At 72.9% G+C, this 20,881-nt stretch carries 20 protein-coding genes and 1 pseudogene; 10 read left to right on the top strand and 11 right to left on the bottom strand.

Annotation, left to right across the window (positions count from 1 at the left end; genetic code table 11):
* Positions 1–261 precede the first annotated feature (261 nt).
* From glnII to AY578_RS09070, 3 genes are all read right to left on the bottom strand, one after another.
* Positions 262–1,290, bottom strand: a complete 1,029-nt coding sequence (glnII, locus tag AY578_RS09080; RefSeq protein ID WP_019522066.1) for a glutamine synthetase — start codon at positions 1,288–1,290, stop codon at positions 262–264.
* A gap of 300 nt (positions 1,291–1,590) precedes the next feature.
* Entirely contained in the window at positions 1,591–2,286 is a 696-nt protein-coding gene (locus AY578_RS09075; protein WP_028959812.1) for an SCO2207 family protein, read from the bottom strand.
* A 156-nt stretch (positions 2,287–2,442) separates the two neighbouring features.
* On the bottom strand, positions 2,443–2,802 hold the full coding sequence (locus AY578_RS09070) for an arsenate reductase family protein (RefSeq protein ID WP_136237806.1): 360 nt from the start codon (positions 2,800–2,802) through the stop codon (positions 2,443–2,445).
* A 233-nt stretch (positions 2,803–3,035) separates the two neighbouring features.
* Here AY578_RS09070 and AY578_RS09065 point away from each other — a divergent pair, with 233 nt between their 5' ends.
* From AY578_RS09065 to AY578_RS09040, 6 genes are all read left to right on the top strand, one after another.
* Positions 3,036–3,350, top strand: coding sequence for a hypothetical protein (locus AY578_RS09065; RefSeq protein ID WP_136237805.1), 315 nt, complete (start codon positions 3,036–3,038; stop codon positions 3,348–3,350).
* 169 nt (positions 3,351–3,519) lie between these two features.
* Positions 3,520–4,782 carry a sensor histidine kinase gene (locus AY578_RS09060; RefSeq protein ID WP_136237804.1) on the top strand — a complete coding sequence of 421 codons (1,263 nt, stop codon included), beginning with the start codon at positions 3,520–3,522 and terminating at the stop codon, positions 4,780–4,782.
* On the top strand, positions 4,779–5,456 hold the full coding sequence (locus AY578_RS09055; protein ID WP_019522061.1) for a response regulator: 678 nt from the start codon (positions 4,779–4,781) through the stop codon (positions 5,454–5,456). Before AY578_RS09060 ends, AY578_RS09055 begins: the two co-directional genes overlap by 4 nt.
* A gap of 171 nt (positions 5,457–5,627) precedes the next feature.
* Entirely contained in the window at positions 5,628–6,071 is a 444-nt protein-coding gene (locus tag AY578_RS09050) for a hypothetical protein (RefSeq protein WP_136237803.1), read from the top strand.
* Between the two features lie 86 nt (positions 6,072–6,157).
* Positions 6,158–6,838 carry an ABC transporter ATP-binding protein gene (locus AY578_RS09045; protein WP_370879016.1) on the top strand — a complete coding sequence of 227 codons (681 nt, stop codon included), beginning with the start codon at positions 6,158–6,160 and terminating at the stop codon, positions 6,836–6,838.
* On the top strand, positions 6,835–9,387 hold the full coding sequence (locus AY578_RS09040; protein WP_136237801.1) for an FtsX-like permease family protein: 2,553 nt from the start codon (positions 6,835–6,837) through the stop codon (positions 9,385–9,387). The genes AY578_RS09045 and AY578_RS09040 overlap by 4 nt, the downstream gene beginning before the upstream one ends.
* 6 nt (positions 9,388–9,393) lie before the next feature.
* Here AY578_RS09040 and AY578_RS09035 read toward each other — a convergent pair whose 3' ends face one another.
* Positions 9,394–9,654: an SCO2583/SCO2584 N-terminal domain-containing protein gene (locus AY578_RS09035; protein ID WP_028959817.1), complete on the bottom strand. Its 261-nt coding sequence runs from the start codon at positions 9,652–9,654 to the stop codon at positions 9,394–9,396.
* A 276-nt stretch (positions 9,655–9,930) separates the two neighbouring features.
* On the opposite strand from AY578_RS09035, the gene AY578_RS09030 reads away from it, so the two are divergent.
* Entirely contained in the window at positions 9,931–10,239 is a 309-nt protein-coding gene (locus tag AY578_RS09030; RefSeq protein ID WP_019522056.1) for a hypothetical protein, read from the top strand.
* Positions 10,240–10,404: 165 nt separating this feature from the next.
* Here the strand turns inward: AY578_RS09030 and glnA are convergent, their stop codons facing one another.
* Positions 10,405–11,814 carry a type I glutamate--ammonia ligase gene (gene glnA, locus AY578_RS09025; protein ID WP_019522055.1) on the bottom strand — a complete coding sequence of 470 codons (1,410 nt, stop codon included), beginning with the start codon at positions 11,812–11,814 and terminating at the stop codon, positions 10,405–10,407.
* Positions 11,815–12,024: 210 nt separating this feature from the next.
* Between glnA and AY578_RS09020 the strand changes: the two genes are divergently transcribed.
* A complete protein-coding gene (locus tag AY578_RS09020) occupies positions 12,025–12,492 on the top strand; it encodes an RDD family protein (protein ID WP_026243396.1) in 468 nt (155 codons plus the stop codon).
* An 84-nt stretch (positions 12,493–12,576) separates the two neighbouring features.
* Here AY578_RS09020 and AY578_RS09015 read toward each other — a convergent pair whose 3' ends face one another.
* The 4 genes from AY578_RS09015 to lipB form a co-directional block, all read right to left on the bottom strand.
* Positions 12,577–13,281 carry a DUF4191 domain-containing protein gene (locus AY578_RS09015; RefSeq protein WP_019522053.1) on the bottom strand — a complete coding sequence of 235 codons (705 nt, stop codon included), beginning with the start codon at positions 13,279–13,281 and terminating at the stop codon, positions 12,577–12,579.
* A gap of 81 nt (positions 13,282–13,362) precedes the next feature.
* Positions 13,363–13,563, bottom strand: coding sequence for an SCO2195 family GlnR-regulated protein (locus tag AY578_RS09010; RefSeq protein WP_019522052.1), 201 nt, complete (start codon positions 13,561–13,563; stop codon positions 13,363–13,365).
* Between the two features lie 280 nt (positions 13,564–13,843).
* Positions 13,844–14,809 carry a lipoyl synthase gene (lipA, locus tag AY578_RS09005; protein ID WP_019522051.1) on the bottom strand — a complete coding sequence of 322 codons (966 nt, stop codon included), beginning with the start codon at positions 14,807–14,809 and terminating at the stop codon, positions 13,844–13,846.
* Positions 14,810–14,881: 72 nt separating this feature from the next.
* On the bottom strand, positions 14,882–15,700 hold the full coding sequence (gene lipB, locus AY578_RS09000; protein ID WP_019522050.1) for a lipoyl(octanoyl) transferase LipB: 819 nt from the start codon (positions 15,698–15,700) through the stop codon (positions 14,882–14,884).
* Between the two features lie 272 nt (positions 15,701–15,972).
* Between lipB and AY578_RS08995 the strand changes: the two genes are divergently transcribed.
* Positions 15,973–17,436: an NsdA family TPR-like regulatory protein gene (locus AY578_RS08995; protein WP_028959820.1), complete on the top strand. Its 1,464-nt coding sequence runs from the start codon at positions 15,973–15,975 to the stop codon at positions 17,434–17,436.
* Between the two features lie 293 nt (positions 17,437–17,729).
* Here AY578_RS08995 and AY578_RS08990 read toward each other — a convergent pair.
* Together AY578_RS08990 and AY578_RS08985 are read right to left on the bottom strand one after the other, a co-directional pair.
* Positions 17,730–19,135 (bottom strand): annotated as a pseudogene (locus AY578_RS08990) (NAD(P)/FAD-dependent oxidoreductase).
* Between the two features lie 184 nt (positions 19,136–19,319).
* Positions 19,320–20,258, bottom strand: a complete 939-nt coding sequence (locus AY578_RS08985) for a TIGR01777 family oxidoreductase (protein WP_028959822.1) — start codon at positions 20,256–20,258, stop codon at positions 19,320–19,322.
* A 71-nt stretch (positions 20,259–20,329) separates the two neighbouring features.
* Here AY578_RS08985 and AY578_RS08980 point away from each other — a divergent pair, with 71 nt between their 5' ends.
* A complete protein-coding gene (locus AY578_RS08980; protein ID WP_028959823.1) occupies positions 20,330–20,821 on the top strand; it encodes a GNAT family N-acetyltransferase in 492 nt (163 codons plus the stop codon).
* Positions 20,822–20,881: the final 60 nt, after the last annotated feature.

Genomic DNA, 20,881 nt, shown 5'->3' with positions numbered 1-20,881 from the left:
CGAAGGGTTCGTCGAGGGACGTACACGGTGCGCGGCGGCCGAAGGCCGGGAGATTCTCCGGGCGTTACAGGGCCGGCGCGTTCGTCGCGCGACAACACTCCCGGTCGAAGTCGTGGTGCTGACGGGAAGGCCAGAACGGCTCCAGGTCACGTCGACCCGTCGCGTGGTGGGTGCGGAAGCCGGCCATGGGTCCATTGAAGCAGACGGCGCGAGGGGCGCCCACCGTCCGGCGGGCGCCCCTCGGGAGTCGTGCGGTGCGGATCAGACCTGGCCGGCCTTCTCCAGCGCGGTGCAGCAGGTGTCGACCAGCAGACGGGTCACCACGTACGGGTCGACGTTGGCGTTGGGGCGGCGGTCCTCGATGTAGCCCTTGCCGTCCTTCTCGACCTGCCACGGGATGCGGACCGAGGCGCCGCGGTCGGAGACGCCGTAGGAGTACTCGTTCCACGGGGCGGTCTCGTGCAGGCCGGTGAGGCGGTCGTCGATGCCGGCGCCGTAGTTCTTGACGTGGTCCAGCGGCTTGGAGCCCTCACCGAGGGACTCGCACGCGGTGATGATCGCGTCGTAGGACTCGCGCATCGCCTTGGTGGAGAAGTTGGTGTGCGCGCCGGCGCCGTTCCAGTCGCCCTTGACCGGCTTGGGGTCGAGGGTGGCGGCGACGCCGAAGTCCTCGGCGGTGCGGTAGAGCAGCCAGCGGGCCACCCACAGCTGGTCGGAGACCTCCAGCGGGGACAGCGGGCCGACCTGGAACTCCCACTGGCCGGGCATGACCTCGGCGTTGATGCCGGAGATGCCCAGGCCCGCCTTCAGGCAGTTCTCCAGGTGCGCCTCGACGACGTCACGGCCGAAGATCTCGTCGGAGCCGACGCCGCAGTAGTAGCCGCCCTGCGGGGCCGGGAAGCCGCCCTTGGGGAAGCCCAGCGGGTAGGCGTCCTTGAAGAAGGTGTACTCCTGCTCGATGCCGAAGACCGGCTCCTGCGCGGCGAACTTCTCGGCGACCTCGGCCAGGGCGGCGCGGGTGTTGGACTCGTGCGGCGTCATGTCCGTGTTCAGGACCTCGCACAGCACCAGGACGTCGTCACCGCCGCGGATCGGGTCCGGACAGACGAAGACCGGCTTGAGCACGCAGTCGGAGGCGTGACCCTTGGCCTGGTTGGTGGAGGACCCGTCGAAGCCCCAGATCGGCAGCTCGGCGCCCTTCGCGTCGTCGCCCAGGATCTTCGTCTTGGAACGCAGCTTGGCGGTCGGCTCGGTGCCGTCGATCCAGATGTACTCGGCCTTGAAGCTCACGGTCCACATCCTTCGGGGTGGGTCTGGGCGCTTGGTGCGGATGCCTGCGGCGCTGCGGCACTGGGGCGCCGCCGTCGATGCCCCGCAGCTTGTCAACAGGCGATTTCCCGTCCATTGCCCAGGTGTGAACCCCGTGTTACCGGACGCCCGTGTGCCCGGCGCCACTCCGTGAGGGCGCGGGGGAGGGGGGCCGGGTGTATGCGATGGGACGTGAAGGTGTGACGGCGTGTGAAGGCGTGTGAAGGCCCGCCGCTCCCTTCCTGAGCGGCGGGCCCCCGGCACCTCACGCGCGTCCGGACGTCACCCCACCTTCTCGATCACGGCCCGGCGGATCAGGAACTTGCCCGGCTCGCGGACCTGCTCGAAGGCGGCGTTGTTCAGCAGCACACAGCTGCCGGACACCGAGGTGACCTCCACCGTCGTGGACTTGTTGTTGTCCAGGTTGGTGACCTTCAGCTTGGTGCCGGCCGGGAACTGGTTGCTGGACGCGGCCGGGGCGCCGGCCTCGCCGGACAGGGTGACGGTCGAGCCGTTGCACACCTGCTCACCGGCCGCGGCGCCGCCGCCCGCCTGCCCGCCCTGGCCCGCCTGCTCGTCCTGCCCGGCTTGTCCTTCCTGGCCGCCCGCGGCGGGCTGCGACGGGGCGGGCTGTTCCGGCTGCGCCGGCTGGGAGCCCTGAGCCGACTCCCCCACCGTGCACCCGGACGCCTCCTGCTGCACCTTGATCTGCGCGATGACGGCCTCGCGGTTGGCGATCCGCGCCTCGGACTGGGCGTCCGGGTTGGCCCGCTGGCCCGCGATGAACCGCTCGTTGTTGCCGAGCGCGGTGGCCAGCCCCTGGCAGACCGTCGAGTTCGCCGCCGACTTGGTGGTGGCGGCCGGCGGGCTGGCGTTGGACGTGGTCGCCATGACGAAGGCGCCGCCGCCCGCGACCGTGGCCGCGCTCAGCAGCAGAGCGAGCTTCTTCTTCGGGCCGAGACTTCTCCTGCGCGACATGCGCGCCTCCAATGGATCGGGGGAGCGTACGCCGCTATGTACGAGATACCGAACGCCCTCGCTCAACGGCCGGCCAAGTCGCGCAAGTGGCCTGCGTCACAGGGGTGTTGAGCAGGGGTCTCGGCGGGACAGCGGGTGCCGGCGAAACGGAGGGCGTCAGCGGGACAGTGCGTCCCGTACCGCGTCCTCCGTACGGGCCACCACCGCCGAGCCGTCGTCCGCCGTGATGATGGGCCGCTGGATCAGCTTCGGGTGCGCGGCCAGCGCCGCGATCCAGCGGTCCCGCGCCCCGGCGTCCCGCGGCCACTCCTTGAGCCCCAGCTCCTTGGCCGCCGCCTCCTGCGTCCGGGTGATGTCCCACGGCTCCAGACCGAGCCGCTCCAGCACCTGGCGGATCTCGTCCTCGGTCGGCACGTCCTCCAGGTAGCGGCGGACGGTGTAGTCCGCCCCTTCGGCGTCCAGCACGCTGATCGCCCTGCGGCACTTGGAACAGGCGGGGTTGATCCAGATCTCCATGGGGCACACGGTACGCCGCACCCCTGCTTGTTCGAATTGCGGGGCCGTCCGCGTGTCCCTCCCGCACCACCCGTACCTCCCCCTCAGAACCCAAGCTCACCTGCGCATTTGATGGCCGAAGCAGGTCTGCCGATTGTCAGTGGCGGCCCGTAGAATGGAAGCAGTGTTCGAGGGAATCGCCGAGGTCGCCGTGGACCCCGGACGACGGCCCCGACCGCGACAGGAGGATGCCCGTGCCCGCTGCCGCACTCAAGCCGAAGCCCCTGCCCGTCCAGTCCACCGCGAAGCGACCCGTCCTGCTCGAACTGCCCTGCGCCCCGGTGGAGAAGAGTCCGCTGCCGCCGGGCCGCCCGCGCGAGTGGTACATCACCCACAACCGCCGCCTGAAGGCGATGCGCCTCGCCATCGCCCTGCTCGACTCGGGCGTGTACCACCCGGGCCAGGCGCGCAACGACACGATCCGCGGCGCCGCCGAGCTGATCGGCGTGCACCCGCCGTCGGACACCACGTGCCACATGGTGCGGGCGCTGATGCGTTACAGCCGCTGAGTGCACATCCCGGTGCCGGGCACCCCTTGAGGCGGGGGCGCCCGGCACCGTCGTGTCCGGCCCGGGCGCGGGCTGAGGCAGTATGGGCGGCGGAGTGGCGCCACGGTGAAGTCGTGCCGCCCGCACGGCACTTGCCCGCCGTGCCCGGTGGAGCAGAGAGGCAGGACGGTTGACCGAGGAGAGCACGGTCCCGGTTCCGTGGATCACCCCGTCCGGCCGGTACGCACGCGTCCTCGGCCGCGCGGTCGACGTCGCGCTCGCCCTGGCGGTCCTGTTCGCGGCGTACGGCTACGCCGGCGACTACGACCTGCTGCTGGGCGCCCTGATGGCCCTGGCGCTGCTGGCCCGCAGGACGCGTCCCGGCACGGTGATGGCGGTCGTCATGGCGCTGGCCCTGGTGCAGTTCCTGCTGCACGACCCGAACCTCAGCCCTCCGCCGGCGTACGCGCCGGCCGCGTACGACATGGCCGTGCTGTTCGCCATGATGTCGGTCGTCCACCACTCCCGGACCCCACGGATGCCGTACGCGGCGGGCGGCGCGGTGCTGCTGGCGACCGCGGTGGCCTCGCTCGGCGTGCCGTTCCTCGGGCTCGACGGATTCGGCGACGGCCAGTCCCTGCTGATCTTCTGGGGTCTGGCGCTGACGGTCTGGCTCACCGCCTTCGGCCTGCACACCCGCCGCCTCTACGCCGAGAGCCAGGCCGCCCGCGCCCGGCACGCCGAGCGGGAGCAGGAGCAGCGCGCCCGGCTCGCCGCAGCCCGCGAACGCGCCGAGATCGCACGCGAGTTGCACGACGTGGTGGCGCACAGCCTGGCCGTGATGATCCTCCAGGCCGACGGCGCCGGGGCCGTGCTGCGCACGTCGCCCGACCTGGCGGAGTCCGCGCTGAAGACCATCGCCGCGACCGGACGGGACGCCATCGACGACATGCACCGCATCGTGCGCGTGCTGCGCGAGGGCCGGCCCGAGACCCCGGGCGCGGGGGAGGAGCGGCGGCTGGTCACCCTCGACGAGATCGACGTCGTCGCGGACCGCGCGCGGACCGCCGGGCTCACCGTGGACCTCTCCGTCGACGTGGGCGAGGGACGGCTGTCGCCGGCGGAGGAGATGACGGCGTTCCGTATCGTCCAGGAGTGCCTCACCAACACCCTCCGGCACGCCGGTTCCGGGGCGCGCGTCGGCATCCGCGTCCGCGAGGAGGACGGCACCCTGCTGATCGACGTGACCGACGACGGCGCCGGCGCCCTCGCGGGCCGCGCCCCCGTCGGGGAGTCCGGGGGCAACGGCCTGGTGGGCATGCGCGAGCGGGTGGAACTCGTCGGGGGCGCCTTCGAGGCCGGCCCCCGGCTCGACAGCGGCTGGCACGTACGGGCGTCGATGCCCGTACGGACGAAGAACGCGGTGAAGGGTCCGGTGGGGACGGAGCGATGACGGGGAACGACAGGCCGATCCGGGTGGCCGTGGTGGACGACCAGCCGCTCATCCGGGCGGGCTTCTCCATGGTGCTGGCCGGACAGGACGACATCGAGGTCGTCGGCGAGGCGGAGAACGGACAGCAGGCCCTCGACCTGCTCGACACGGTGGACGCGGACGTCGTCATCATGGACGTCCGCATGCCGGTCATGGACGGCATCCAGGCCACCGAGCGGCTGATGCGCCGCGAGAACCCGCCCGGCGTGCTGGTCCTCACCACCTTCGACGACGACGAGGACGCCTTCGCCGCCCTGCGCGCCGGGGCCGGCGGCTTCCTGCTGAAGAACGCCCCCGCCGACCAGGTCGTCCACGCCATCCGCGTCCTGGCCGCCGGCGAGTCCGTGGTCGCCCCGCGCATCACCCGGCTGCTCCTCGACCGCGTCTCGGACCGGCTCGCCCCGGCCAACGGCCAGTCGGAGCGCCTCGATCTGCTCACCGGCCGCGAACGGGACGTGCTCGGCCTGGTCGCCCGCGGCCTGTCCAACGCCGAGATCGCCGCCGAACTCTACGTCGCGGAGGCCACGGTGAAGACGCACCTGGGCAACCTCATGGCCAAGCTGCATCTGCGGGACCGCGCCCAGGCCGTCGTCTTCGCCTACGAGTCAGGGCTGGTGCGCCCCTCCTCCCCCTGACGGGGCAGACCCGCCCTCGGGCCTCTGCCCCCTCAGGCGCAGAGCCCGCCCCGCCCGGCGTACCGGATGAGCCCCCTCGATCTCGGATCCGTGGCCGATCCGCCGAAGGCCCCGGAATCCCAGACTTCTCAGTGCCGCAGAACGCGGCCGAGAAGACCTGGGAGGGACCCTATGGCCACCATCACGAGCACGCCCACGACGAAGCCGAACCGCACACGCAACCGGCTGATCCTCGGCGCCGTCGCCGGAGCGGCCGTCGCCGCCCTGGCCGCCGGGGGCGCGTACTGGTGGCAGGACCGCCAGGAGCTCAGCCAGGCGTCCGCCGAGGACTGCCGGCTGGCGCAGCGCATCGTCACCGAGGGCGCGCGGATCGCCGCCGGGCCGGCGCCGGAGGCGGAGCAGTGGTGGAAGGAGACCGGCGACGAGCGCCGCGCCACGATGGAGGACGGCTACCTCGGGGCGAAGATCTCCCGCTACGAGGGCTGGGCGCTGGAGACCGCGAAGAACCCCGGCGGGGCGCCGTCCGCGAAGGACGTGAAGAACCTCCAGGAGGACGCGCAGGGCCACTGCGTGGACTCCGGCGTCACCCTCGCCCTGCCCCCGCTCGGCTCCTGACCGGCACGGGGGAACACGCCGCCATGACCGCCCACACCGCCGCGCGCGGCTCCGCACCCGACGACGTCGTCACCACCACCGCCCTGGTGAAGACCTACCGCCAGGGCACCGACGAGGTCCGCGCCCTCGACGGGGTGTCCGTCGCCGTCCGCCGCGCCCGGTTCACCGCCGTCGTCGGGCCCTCCGGGTCCGGCAAGTCGACCCTGATGCACTGCGTCGCCGGACTCGACACCGTCACCTCCGGCAGCGTCGTCCTCGACGGCACGGAGCTCACCGGGCTGACCGACCGGCAGCTGACCCGGGTGCGCCGCAAGCGCATCGGGTTCGTCTTCCAGTCGTTCAACCTGCTGCCGCAGCTGACCGCCTACGAGAACATCGTGCTGCCCGTCACCATGTCCGGCCGCCGCCCCGACCGCGAGCGGGTGGACCATCTGTGCGAGGTCCTCGGCATCGCCCACCGGCTGTCCCACCGTCCCGCCGAACTGTCCGGCGGTCAGCAGCAGCGGGTCGCCGTCGCCCGCGCGCTGGTCGCCCGCCCCGCCGTGGTGTTCGCCGACGAACCCACCGGCAACCTCGACTCCAAGGCGGGCGCCGAGGTGCTCACCATGCTGCGCCGGGCCGTCGACGAACTCGGCCAGACCGTCGTGACGGTCACCCACGACCCGGCCGCCACCCGGTACGCGGACCGCGTGCTGACCCTCGCCGACGGACGCGTGGTGGGCGACGAGCACACCACCCCCGACGACACCCTCCGGAGGCGGCGATGAGGGGCCCCTGGCGTGCGACCGTCCTGGGCTCCCAGGTGGCCGAACTCCTGCGTAGGCCGGGCCGGTTCGCGGCCACCGGGGTGTCGCTGCTGATCGCCGCGTTCGTGGTGTTCGGGGCCGTCATGGCCCAGCAGATCGTCGCCGCGACCGTCGTCGACCGGTTCCGCGGCACCCCCGACGCGGTGACGCTGGTCGTCACGGGGAAGGACGCGGCGGACATCGGCGGGGCCGGTCCGGACGCGATCCGGTCGGCGCCCGGGGTCGCCGAGGCCGTCGGCCGGGTCGACGGCGGCGCCCCGGTCGGCGGGAGCGCCGCCGACCGCTACCTCGCCCTCGCCGCGGACCCCGGCACCGGCCCTCTCGCCCGGGTACGGACGGTCGAGGGCGCGTACCCCTCCGGCCCGCGCCAGCTGGCTGTCGACACCCGCGCCGCCGAGGCGTACGGACTCGGCCCCGGCTCGTCGCTCACCCTGCTGCTCCCCACGCCGGACGGCGAGAGCACCCGGCGCGTCCCGGTCGAGATCACCGGCGTCGTCCGCCCCGCCGCCACCGGCACCGGGGAACCCACCGGGTACGCGCCCGGTCCCGGCCTGCTGCGGCTGCTCGGACTGCCCGGCTACTCCCGCGTCGACGTCCGCACGGAGACCCCCGCCGCGGCCACCGGGGCGGCGGAGCGGATCCGGCGGGCGGTGCCCGGCGCGGTCGTACGGTCCGGGGACGAGGTGCGCGACGAGGAGGCCCGCGCGGCCGTCGCCGACGCGAGCGACACCCTGGAACTGGCCGGCGTCTTCCTCGCCGTCGCGGTCGGCGCGGCCGTGCTCGTCGCCACCTCCACCTTCCGCATCGTCTTCGCCCGCCGCGTACGGCAGTTGGCGCTGCTGCGCGCCGTCGGCGCCACGTCCAGGCGGCTCGCGGCGGCCCTCGTCGCCGAGGGCGCGGTGGTCGGTCTGCTGGCCGGCGCGGCCGGTGTACTGGCGGCCTGGAGTTGCGCCCGGCTCGTCCCGCCCGTCGCCGGACGGCTCGGGCACGGCCTGTCCGCCCCCGCCGGGTTCCCGCTGCCGCAGGCCGCCCTCACCGTGCTCGGCACCGGACTCCTCGCCGTCCTGGCGGTCCTCGCCCCGTCCCTCACCGCCTCCCGCGTCTCCCCGCTGCAGGCCCTGCGCACCGCCACGTCGGAGAAGAGCACGGTCAGCGGCACCGGGCGGACCGTGCTGGGCGTGCTGTGCGCGGCGGGCGCCGTGCTCCTCGCCCGGCAGCAGTACGCGGGACTGCCCGAGCCGGGTGACACGGCGTACGACCGGTTCGCGGTGCTGACCCTCGTGGTGGTCTCCGGCGGACTCGCCTTCCTCGCCCTGATCGCCCTCGGCCCCCTGCTGGTGCGGCCGGTGCTGTCCGCCCTCGCGGTGCCGCTGCGCCGTACGGGCGCGGCCGGGCGGCTGGCCGTCGCGGGTGTCGGGGGAGCGCCGGGCCGGGCCGCTTCCGTCTCGGTCGTGGTGGCGCTCGGTGTCTGCCTGGTCGGCTCGACCCTGACCTGCCTCGCGAGCCTGGACTCGTACGAGCGGTACAAGCGGACGCTGGAGGCGCCCGCGGACTTCCGCCTGTACGCGGGGGAGGGCGGCACGCTGGACCGTACGATCGCCGCCGACCTGGCCGCCCGCCCCGAACTGGCCGACGTGACCGCGTTCCGTACGGCGGAGGTGACCGAGGACGGCCGCAGCGCGACGGTGTCCGACCTGGACCTCACCACCGTCCGCTCCGGGACCGGCCTGACCGCCCGCACCGGCGCCCTCGGCGAACTCGGCCCCGCGCGGGTCGTCGTGGACGCCGAGCACGCGCACCGCCTGGGCGTGGAGGCGGGCGACCGCGTGACGCTGACGTCCGGGGACCGTCCCGTACGGCTCACCGTGGCGGCCACGCTGCCCGGCGCCGGACCCCACGGCGTGAACTTCTTCGTGACCCCGGCCGACCTCACACGCCTGGGGGCGGGCCCCGCGCCCACCCTGATCACCGCCGACGCCGCGACGGACGGCGCCGAGGGCCGCGCCCGCGCCCACCGGGCCGTCACCCAGATCCTCACCGGACCGGAACGCGGGGACGGCCGGGTCGTCGCCGAGGACGCGGCCACCCGCACCGGGGCGGACGACGACCTGCGCACCATGGCCACCACCGTGGTGCTGCTCCTCTGCCTGACCGTCCTGGTCGCGGTCGCGGGCGTCGCCACGACGGCGAGCCTCACCGTGGTCGAGCGCCGGCGCGAGTTCGGACTGCTGCGCGCCCTGGGCCTCGGCGGGGCGGCCGTGCACCGCATGGTCACCCTGGAGTGCGCCCTCTACGGCGTGCTCGGCGGGATCCTCGGTCTGGCACTGGGGCTGCCGTACTCGTACCTGACGGTGCGGGCCGCCGAGGTGAGTGCCCCGTTCACGGTGCCGGCGGGGCAGCTCGCGGCGGTCGTCGCCGCCCTCGTCCTGGTAACCGCGGCGGCGGGCACGGTCCCCGCCCTGCGCGCCTCCCGCACCCCGCCGACGGTCGCCGTCGCCCGGGGCGACTGACCCGGGTCAGTAGGGGCCGAAGTCGGCGTACCCGAGCAGAAGGATTACCGCGACGACACAGCCGAGCACCAGGACCGTCGACACCCACGGGCGGTGATGACCCGCCGACCCCCGGTGCTCGGGCTCGGCACGGAACGGCACCGGTCCGGGAGGGTTCTCCTTCCAGCGGGCGGCGAGCATCCGCGCACGGGCCGAGGGCTCCTTGTGCGCCGCCCCCTCCGCCCACTTCAGATCGAACTCGCGCCCCTCGTCGTCCCGCTCGGACATCCCCGTGACCTTCTCTCGAACAACCGTGTCACTCCCAGGATCCCTCCCCCCGCACTCGGAAGGAAGCGTTCCGGCCAACACACCCGCCTCCGCCCCTGGACGAACCAGGGACGGGGGCGGTGTACGGCCATCATTGTCTTGCCCGCTGTGGGGATCGTCCCGACGACCACACGTCCGAGGCGGCGGCGTCGGCAGTGGTTCGCCTCCCCGACTGGCGTACAGGTGTGGCCGGTAGCAGCCTGGAGACAGGGGATGTCACCGACAGCCATGTAGGAGATGGCCGTGACTGCCACCGAGTACGGCACTTCGACGGACACCGCGTTCTTCCGCGACATCACCGAGGTGTTCAGGAAACATCCCGAGGCCGCCGAGAAGTACGCCCTGGCGAGCCTCGCCCTTGAGAAGCAACTGGGCATCGACTATGCCCAGCGGCACGCCGTGTCGAGGATCGAGGACGGACGGATCATCACCGAGTTCCACGACCGGGAGACCGGGCCCCAGGTCATCCGGGCCAGTGCGTGCATCAAGTGGGAACTCCGCGGCCAGAACCTGGTGTGCGTGGACCGGCACGAACTTGAGATGTGACGGTCCCAGCCGTAGCCCACCAGCAGGTGGGACGCTTGCAAGGAGCATCTGAGCATCCCGCAGCACAAGTGGGCCGTCGGCCTGCCCCCGACTCGGTGGAGGGCAGGCCGACGGCCCACAGACGGCCCAGTCCGGAGCGGTTGCCCGCTCCGGACTGGGGCGCTGTCACACGTCGAAGTACAGCTCGAACTCGTGCGGGTGCGGACGCAGCTGGAGCGGGGCGATCTCGTTCTGGCGCTTGTAGTCGATCCACGTCTCGATCAGGTCCGGCGTGAAGACGTCGCCCTGGAGGAGGAACTCGTGGTCGGCCTCGAGGCGGTCCAGCACCGCGCCGAGGGAGGTCGGGACCTGGGCCACGTTCGCGTGCTCCTCGGGAGCCAGCTCGTAGAGGTCCTTGTCGATCGGCTCGGCCGGCTCGATCTTGTTCTTGATGCCGTCCAGGCCGGCCAGCAGCAGCGCCGAGAAGGCCAGGTACGGGTTGCCGGAGGAGTCGGGCGCGCGGAACTCGACGCGCTTGGCCTTCGGGTTCGAGCCGGTGATCGGGATACGCATGGCCGCGGAGCGGTTGCGCTGCGAGTACACCAGGTTGATCGGCGCCTCGAAGCCCGGCACCAGACGGTGGTACGAGTTCACCGTCGGGTTGGTGAAGGCCAGCAGCGACGGCGCGTGCTTGAGGATGCCGCCGATGTAGTAGCGGGCCGTGTCCGACAGGCCGGCGTAGCCCTGCTCGTCGTAGAAGAGCGGCTCGCCGCCGGCCCACAGCGACTGGTGGACGTGCATGCCGGAGCCGTTGTCACCGAAGATCGGCTTCGGCATGAAGGTCGCCGTCTTGCCGTTGCGCCAGGCGACGTTCTTCACGATGTACTTGAAGAGCTGCAGGTCGTCGGCGGCCGCGAGCAGCGTGTTGAACTTGTAGTTGATCTCGGCCTGGCCGGCGGTGCCCACCTCGTGGTGCTGGCGCTCGACCTGCAGGCCGGCCCGCTCGAGCTCCAGGGAGATCTCGGCGCGCAGGTCGGCGAAGTGGTCGACCGGCGGGACCGGGAAATAACCGCCCTTGTAGCGGACCTTGTAACCGCGGTTGTCCTCCAGCGCACCGGTGTTCCAGGCGCCCGCCTCGGAGTCGATGTGGTAGAAGGACTCGTTCTCCGAGGTCTTGAAGCGCACGCTGTCGAACACGTAGAACTCGGCCTCGGGGCCGAAGAACGCGGTGTCGGCGATGCCCGTGGAGGCCAGGTACGCCTCGGCCTTCTTCGCCACGTTGCGCGGGTCACGGGAGTACTGCTCGCCCGTGATCGGGTCGTGGATGAAGAAGTTGATGTTGACCGTCTTGTCACGGCGGAACGGGTCGACCCGCGCGGTGGACAGGTCGGGCAGCAGCGCCATGTCGGACTCGTGGATGGCCTGGAAGCCGCGGATCGAGGAGCCGTCGAAGGCCAGCTCCTCGGCCGGGTCGAAGGCCGACGCCGGGATCGTGAAGTGCTGCATCACTCCCGGCAGGTCGCAGAAGCGGACGTCGATGAACTTGACGTCCTCGTCCGCGATGTACTTCTTGGCCTCGTCGGCGTTCTGGAACATCCAGCTCCTCCTACTCCCGACCGTCCCGCCGGGGTGGTAGATCGTTCGTGCGGCCAGTGCGGGGGGCACACGCTGCACTCGACCCTAGGGACGGGTCATTTCTCGGGCGTGACCCGTTTGTTTCGCACAAGTTAACCAGCGCGTCTTCCACGGTAGCTCCGGCACACCCCGCCGTCTCCCGGTCATATCCGGCCGCAGTACCGTGGACGGGTGGACAACAGGCAAGCAATCGGATCATGGCTGTCCGGCCCGCGCGCGGCCATGGAGGAGGCCGGTGCCGACTTCGGTTACCGGGGTGAGCAGCTGGGACTGCCGGAACAGGGACCGGGCTCGATCGCACGCCCCGGCCGCAGGATCGGCGCCCTCGCCGTGGACTGGGGCCTGTGCCTCCTGATCGCATACGGTCTGTTCACCGACGGCTACGACGCCCGCACCGGCAACTGGGCGCTGCTGGTGTTCCTGGTGCTGAGCGTGCTCACCGTCGGCACCCTCGGCTTCACGCCCGGCAAGCGGCTCTTCGGGCTGCGCGTGGTCGCGCTCGACACCGGCACGGTGCAGCCGCTGCGCGGTCTGCTCCGCTCGGTGCTGCTGTGCCTCGCGATCCCCGCGCTCGTCTGGGACCGCGACGGCCGCGGCCTGCACGACCGGCTGGCCCGCACGGTCGAGGTCCGCGTCTGAGACGGACGCGCACACGTCATGAGGAAGGGCGCCGGGAATCCCAGATTCCCGGCGCCCTTCCTCATGCGTCGTGTCCCGCGAGGCTCAGCGGCCCCGCTGACCGCCGCCCTTCGGCAGCTTCATGCCCTTCGGCATCGGCCCCTTGGGCAGCGGCATGTTGCTCATCAGGTCGCCCAGCGCGCGCAGCCGGTCGTTGGTCGCGGTGACCTGCGGGCCGGTGAGGACCCGCGGCAGCTTCAGCATGGTGGTGCGGAGCTTCTTCAGCTCCACCTGGCCCTCGCCGGTGCCCACGATCAGGTCGTGCACGGGCACGTCCGCGACGATGCGGTTCATCCGCTTCTTCTCCGCGGCCAGCAGGCTCTTCACCCGGTTCGGGTTGCCCTCGGCGACCAGCACGATGCCGGCCTTGCCGACCGCGCGGTGCACCACGTCCTGGTTGCGGTTCATCGCGACCGCCGGGGTCGTCGTCCAGCCCCGGCCGATGTTGTCGAGCACGGCCGCGGCCGCGCCCGGCTGCCCCTCCATCTGTCCGAAGGCAGCCCGTTCGGCACGGCGGCCGAACACGATCGCCGTCGCGAGGAAGGCGAGCAGGAAGCCCAGAAGGCCGAGATAGATGGGGTGCCCGATCAAGAAACCGATCGCGAGGAAGACACCGAAGGTGACGATTCCGACAGCCGCGAGTACAAGACCGATCTTCTTGTCGGCCTTGCGGGTCATCTTGTAGGTCAGGGCGATCTGCTTCAGTCGCCCGGGGTTCGCAGCGTCCGCTGCGGTTTCCTTCCTCGCCATGGCATGAAGTCTACGTGTCCCCCGGACCGCGTTCGACGGCAGTGCCGGGGTCGGTCCGCAGCGGCCGGGGCCGGCACTGCCTCAGGGGCGGGTGACGAGGCTCTGGTCGAGGACGCGCTGGGCCTCGACCCGGTCCTTGGCGCGGCGGCGGTCCTCCAGCACGGACGTCCAGGCGTTGCGGCGTGCGGTGCGCTGGCCACTGCTCATCAGCAGGGACTCGACGGCGCGCAGAGCGGTGGTGAGGGACGGGATGGCGGTGGCGCGGACGGGCGCGGCCTGCATGGTGACGGTCTCCCTCGATGCCGGGCGGGCAATGGTGGCGTGCGGTGATACCAGGGTCACTGCCTGGTGTTACCAGGGCGTGACCGACCGGTCAAACAGGCATGAAGCCTTCGCGTCGGGCCCGGGACGCCGACGCGGCCCCGGCCTGTGCCCTCAACTGGGAGGACGGCCGGGACCGCGTTCTCTCGGCCACTACCCGCAGGTAGGGCCTTGTGCGTGAATTCACAGCATGGCGGCGGGGAAGCGGGGCAGGCCCCGCGCCGTGCGCGGTGGTCTGCGCTCAGACCGCCTGGGAGGCGACGAACGCGCCGCGCTTCTCGATCGCCATCTGGTAGAGCCGTCCGGCGCGGTACGAGGAGCGGACCAGCGGTCCGGACATCACCCCGGAGAAGCCGATCTGCTCGGCCTCCTCCTTCAGCTCCACGAACTCCTGCGGCTTCACCCAGCGCTCCACGGGGTGGTGACGCACGGAGGGGCGCAGGTACTGGGTGATGGTGACCAGCTCGCAGCCCGCGTCGTGCAACTGCTTCAGCGCCTCGCTGACCTCCTCGCGGGTCTCGCCCATGCCGAGGATCAGGTTGGACTTGGTGACCAGGCCGAAGTCGCGGGCCTCGGTGATGACCTTCAGCGAGCGCTCGTAGCGGAAGCCGGGGCGGATCCGCTTGAAGATGCGGGGGACCGTCTCCACGTTGTGCGCGAACACCTCGGGGCGGGAGGAGAAGACCTCCGCGAGCTGCTCGGGGACGGCGTTGAAGTCGGGGGCCAGCAGCTCGACCTTGGTGCGCCCCTCGGCGCGGTCGGCCGTCTGCGCGTGGATCTGGCGCACGGTCTCCGCGTAGAGCCAGGCGCCGCCGTCCTCCAGGTCGTCGCGGGCGACGCCGGTGATCGTGGCGTAGTTCAGGTCCATCGTGACGACCGACTCGCCGACGCGGCGCGGCTCGTCCCGGTCCAGGGCCTCGGGCTTGCCGGTGTCGATCTGGCAGAAGTCGCAGCGCCGGGTGCACTGGTCGCCGCCGATGAGGAAGGTCGCCTCGCGGTCCTCCCAGCACTCGTAGATGTTGGGGCAGCCGGCTTCCTGGCAGACGGTGTGCAGACCCTCGCTCTTGACCAGGTTCTGCATCTTCGAGTACTCGGGGCCCATTTTCGCCCGGGTCTTGATCCACTCGGGCTTGCGCTCGATGGGGGTCTGGCTGTTGCGGACCTCCAGGCGCAGCATCTTGCGTCCGTCGGGTGCGACTGCGGACACGACCGGCTCCTAGCGATTGATTCTTCGGCGTCGTCAAGCGTACGCCCGTGGATGTGAAAGCCCGGACGGCCCTCAGACGCCGGACGTGGTGACGGCCGCCGGGGTCTTCTCGACCACGCGGGGCTTCAGGTCGGCGTTCTCCAGGACGTCCTTCAGGTGGCGCTCCACGACGGGCAGCACCTCCTCGATCGTGACGTCGCGGCCCAGCTCGTTCGCCAGGGAGGCGACGCCCGCGTCCCGGATGCCGCACGGGATGATCTTGTCGAACCACTTGTTGTCGGGGTTCACGTTCAGCGCGAAGCCGTGCATGGTGACGCCCTTGGCGACCCGGATGCCGATCGCGGCGATCTTGCGGTCCTCGCGGCGCTGGCCGGCGTTGGAGGGCGCGTACTCCGGGCCGTTGAGCCGGGGGTCGAACTCCTCGTCGTGCAGCCGGGGGTCGAAGTCCAGGGAGAGGCCGCCGAGGGAGGGGCGCTGCTCGACCGGGTCGCCGAGGACCCAGACCCCGCTGCGGCCCTCGACCCGGGTGGTCTCCAGGCCGAACTCCGCGCAGGTGCGGATCAGGGCCTCCTCCAGGCGCCGTACGTGGGCCACCACGTCAACCGGGCGGGGCAGCTTCTGGATCGGGTAGCCGACCAGCTGGCCCGGTCCGTGCCAGGTGATCTTGCCGCCGCGGTCCACGTCGATGACGGGCGTGCCGTCGAGGGGCCGCTCGCTCTCCTCGGTGCGCCGCCCGGCGGTGTAGACGGGCGGGTGCTCCAGCAGGATCACGGTGTCGGGCACCTCGTCGGCGAACCGCGCTGCGTGCACGCGGCGCTGCTCGTCCCAGGCCACCTGGTAGTCGACCGCCTCGTCGCCGAAGCCCATCCGGACGAACCGCAACTCACCCACGGCAAACGCCTCCCTCGAAGGTCGTCAGGCGCGAAACACGCCCACGCCACTGTACGACCGTTCGACGGACCGCCCGCTGTCGGCAGTCACCAGGGCTGCCCGCCCTCAGTCGTCAGCTTCGGACCAATCCTCACACGATCGGATGAATGCCCGTTAATCTCTGCGATCGGGCGCTCACTCTCCGCTACATTCGCGCCGACCACGAGGCCATAAGGGCTGCTCACAGGCAATCCGGACAGACAGCAGCCGGAAGGCAGGAGACCGCACCGCAGATGACGGAACGACCCGCGCAGCGCACCCCCAACCGACAGCTCGCCGCGCTCATCGCAGAAGCGGGGTTCTCCAACGCGGGACTCGCCCGTCGCGTGGACCAGCTCGGTCTCGAACACGGGCTCGACCTGAGATACGACAAGACCTCCGTCACCCGCTGGCTGCGCGGACAGCAGCCGCGCGGGACGACCCCGGCGCTGATCGCCGAGGTCTTCACCCGGCGCCTCGGCCGCCGGCTCACCGCCCAGGACCTCGGCCTGGACGCCTGCGCGCCGGTCTACGCCGGCCTGGAGTTCGCGGCCACCCCCGAGGAGGCCGTCGACATCGTCGGCGGGCTGTGGCGCAAGGACTCCGGCAGCCACGCCGAGCTGCGGAAGATCGCGTTCACCTCGGCGGGGCTCGTGGTGCCCAGCCGGGACTGGCTGATCGGCCGGCCCGACGAGAAGGTCGCCCGCGCCGAGCCGGTGCGGGTGCCCGCGCAGGGCCGGCCCCCGGTGCGGCCCGTGACGCCCGCCGAGCTCGCCGCCCGCCGGCGCGGGGCGGCCGACCGCGCGCCCGGCCACCGCGTCACCGGCGGTGACATCGCCGCGCTGCGCTCCGTCGGCGAGCTGTTCCGCACCCTCGACGACGCGTACGGCGGCGGGCACGCCCGCCAGGCCCTCGTGCGCTACCTGGAGCACGAGCTGGAGCCGATGCTGCGCGGCACCTACGGCGAGCAGACGGGCCGCCGGCTCTTCGCCGCCGCGGCCGACCTGACCCGGCTGGCCGGCTGGACCTCGTACGACATCGCCGCGCACGGGCTCGCCCAGCGGTACTTCGTGCAGGCGCTGCGGCTGGCGCAGGCGGCGGGGGACCGGGCGTACGGGGCGTACGTGCTGGTGACGATGAGCCGCCAGGCCGTCTACCTCGGCCACGGGCGGGAGGCCGTGCAGCTCGCCCGGGTCGCCCAGCAGGGCGTGGGCAGCTCCGCGCCGCCCGCCGTCCAGGCGCTGCTGCACGCCGCCGAGGCGCGCGGGCACGGAGTGCTGGGGGAGGTGCGGGCCTGCACGGCCGCGCTGGTGCGGGCGGAGCGAGCGCTGGACGCGGCGCGGCCGGGGGACGAGGTGCCGCACTGGGCACGGTTCTTCGACGAGGCGCAGCTGGCCGACGAGTTCGGGCACTGCCACCGGGATCTCCAGCAGTTCCGGGCGGCGGCTCAGCACGCGGAGCGGTCGCTGCAGTTGCGGGCGCCGGGGTATGCGCGGAGCCGGCTGTTCTGCCGGGTCGTTCTCGCGACGGCGCGGCTGGGGCTGGGGGAGCTGGACCAGGCGTGCCAGCTGGCGGCGGAGGCTGCCGCGCAGGCGGCGGAGATGCGGTCGGTGCGGGCGGTGGAGTACGTACGGGACTTCGAGCGGCGGTTGGAGCCGTACCGGGACGCGGGGCCTGTGCGAACGTACCGGGACAAGGTGGCGACTACGTTCGCGTGAGGGGGGTGTTGCGCCGGTAGCGCCCCTCAGGGGCCGCGGGGAACCGCGACCAGCCACGGACGTCCCGCAGCCGGCGTTGGCGGGGTGCCGCCTGCGCCCGCCGGTGCCGCCCTGGGGGTACCTCCCAGGCCCTTGAGGCGCTGGGGGAGGCACGACTGCCCGCAGCCGGCGGCGCCCCGAAAGGGGCGCGGGGAACCGCGCGAGAAGCCACGGACGGCCCGCACCCGGCGGGGGCGTTGGAAGGCACCCGCCGAGGGTGTGTTCACCGTCGGCGGGTGCCGGTCTGAGGGAGGTCAGGCTGCTCGAGCCGCGGGGAGCGGGTCCGCCGTGTGCATCGGGCGGGCCACACCCAGGTCGGTCAGCAGCGCCGTCGCCGCGCGGTCCGCGGAGCGGAGGGCGCCTGCCACCGCCCCGCTGTCGCGGTGGTCGCCGCAGACGTACAGGCCGGCCAGGAGCCGCACCGGACGGTGCAGATCGTGCGGCGGGCGCATCGCCGGGACCGCGTCCGGGGTGTGCCGTACCGCCAGCGTCTCCCAGCGCGTCGTCGGCACCCCGTACAGCCTCGCAAGGTGCGTCCGCACGGCCGTGTCGGTGTCCGCCGTGGCCGGGCCGAGCACCGTGGAGGTCACCAGGGTGCGGCCGGCCGGGGCGCGGGACGGGTCGACCGCGCTGACGACCGCCGTGTGCGCCACAGGCCCGCCCCGGTCCGCGTCCAGCAGCAGCGAGGCGTCCGTGCCCGGAGGTTCGTCGGTGGTGTGGTGCACCACCGTCACCGGGTGGAAGTCCGGCACCCGCAGCCCCGGCAGCAGCTGGGCCGCGTCCCGCGCGCCGGTCGCGACCAGCACGGCCACGCACCGGAACTCCCCGTGCTCCGCGGTGGTCACCGAGGTCGTCGAGACCGAGGTGACCCGCACACCGGTGTGCACCGTGCCCGGCGGCAGCGACCGCGCCAGCAGCTGCGGCAGCGCCTCCGCCCCGCCCTCCGGCAGACACAGCCGCCCGCTCGCGAAGTCCCGCAGCGCGAGGTCCGCCGGCCTGCTGGACGTGGTGAGCTCCGGGTCGCACAACAGGGCGGCGAGCAGCGGGCGCAGGAAGCCGTCGACCGTGCGGGCGGGCAGCCCCCGGCCGTGCAGCGCCTCGGCGGCGGTCGTCTCCGGCCGGGCCAGCAGCCGCTCCACCGACGTGCCCGCCAGCCGGTTCAGCGCGGCGCCCAGCCGCGCCTGGTCCAGCGCCGTGCCCAGCGGAGCGCCGGCCCGGTGACGGGGCACGGACACCTGCCGTCCGGGCACCGCGCCGGCCTGCGCGGCCCCGGCAGGGGAGCGCCCGCCAGGGCGCGCACCGCGTGAAGTGCGCCCCTCGCGCTCCGTGCGCCACGTGCGCGCCGGGTGCCCGGCTGCACGCCGGCGCGATGATGCCGTCCGTCGCTGTGCAGCAGGACGCCGGGCGCGAAGGGCCGCAGCACCAGGTCCTCCAGCCCTGGGGTGACGTGCAGTTCGGCGCTGGCCGTGGACAGCAGCCGGCCGACTCTGTCGAGGCGGAAGCCGTCGACCTTCTCGGTCGCCGTGCGGCCCCCCACCTCATGGGCGGCCTCCAGGACCACGGTGGAGACTCCTGCGCTGGTCAGCCGACGTGCCGCGGAGAGTCCGGCCACCCCGGCTCCCACGACGACGACGTCCGCCTGGTACGTGGGCTCTGGCACGTGCCCCTCCTCGAGGTTGCGCGGGCGCTGGAGACGTCATGCCCTCAACAGGCCCCAGGGATACCCGAGTTCGGCTCGAGGTTAGGTCCGCACTCCGGTGCCGGGTCAGGCGCGCACGCACAGTGCACGGGCGCACGACGGTCGCATACGCGCCCCCGGCGGGCACGACGCGGTCGCAGAGGGATCAGAGGAGGTCGCCCGACTCGTGGTTCGCCGCCCCCTGCAGCGCCGCCCTGATCGCCCCCTCGATCCGGGGGAAGGCGAACCGGAAGCCCGACTCCAGCAGCCGCGTCGGCAGCACCCGCGCGCTGCCCAGCACGTCCCCCGCCATCTCCCCGAGCACCGCCCGCAGCACCGGCGCCGGCACCGCGAACACGGCGGGACGACGCAGCACGTGTGCCATCGCCGCGGTGATCTCACGGTTCGTCAGCGGTTCGGGCGCCGTCAGGTTGAACGGTCCCGACAGCCCCTCGGTGTCCAGGAGATGCCGCAGCGCCGCCACCTCGTCGTGCAGCGCGATGTACGACCAGTACTGCCGCCCGTTCCCGAGCCGCCCGCCCAGACCGGCCCGGAACAGCGGGAACAGCCGCCCCCACGCCCCGCCCCCGGGCGCCACCACGAGCCCCGTCCGCGCGAACACCGTCCGCACGCCCGCCTCCCGGGCCGGAGCCGCCGCGGCCTCCCACTTCACGCAGACCCCCGGCAGGAACCCCTCGCCCGGAGGCGCGCTCTCGTCCACCGCGCGGTCGCCGGTCTCGCCGTAGTAGCCGATCGCGCTGCCGTTGAGGAACACCCTCGGCCGGTCGTCCTCGGGCAGAGCGGCGACCGCCTCGGCGAGCGCGGTCGTGCCCCGCACCCGGCTGGTGCGGATCAGCTCCTTGTACGCGTCCGTCCAGCGCCGGTCGCCCACCCCGGCGCCCGCCAGGTTCACCACCGCGTCGCACCCGGCGAGCCCCGCCGCGTCCACCGTCCCGCGGTCGGGGTCCCAGCGGATCTCGTCCGCCGACCGGGGCTCCCGGCGCACCAGCCGCAGCACCGTGTGCCCGTCCGCCGTGAGCGACCGCACCAGGGCGGAGCCGATCAGTCCGGACGCCCCGGCCACCGCGATCCGCGCATGTTCCATGGCGTCCATCCTGCCCCGGCCGTGGAAGAAATCACGGTGAGCACGGCAGGCGGAGTCCTAGAGTGACGCGCATGCCGCAGCCCCTCATACGTCCCGCCCGCACCGACGACGAGCCCGCACTGGCCCGCCTGGACCGCGACACCTGGTCGCCGCTGCACGAGGTCCGGCCCGAGCCGCCCGCACCCGACGAGCCCTTCTTCCACCCGACGTGCGGCCCGGACGCCCACCTCGTCGCCGAGCACGACGGACGGGTCGTGGGCTACGTCCGCCTCGGCCACCCCACCCCGATGCCGACCAACGCGCACGTCCGGCAGATCCGCGGCCTCGCCGTCGCCGAGGAGGCCCGCGGCAAGGGCACCGGCCGCGCCCTGGTGCGGGCCGCCGTCGAGGAGGCCCGCCGCCGTGGAGCCCGCCGCATCACCCTGCGCGTCCTCGGCCCCAACACCGCCGCCCGCACGCTCTACGAGTCCGAGGGTTTCGTGGTGGAGGGCGTGCTGCCCGGCGAGTTCCACGTCGGCGGGCGCTACGTCGACGACGTCCTGATGGGACAGAACCTCGTCTGACGCGGGCCCGCCCTACGAGAGCACCCTCGGCCCGCCCCACGAGAGCACCCTCGGACCGCC

Origin of the sequence: Streptomyces thermocarboxydus, assembly GCF_024760485.1 — a bacterium.
Classification (GTDB): domain Bacteria; phylum Actinomycetota; class Actinomycetes; order Streptomycetales; family Streptomycetaceae; genus Streptomyces; species Streptomyces cellulosae.
Note: the sequence above shows the minus strand (reverse complement) of the source record. Positions and strands in the feature narration are given on the sequence as shown.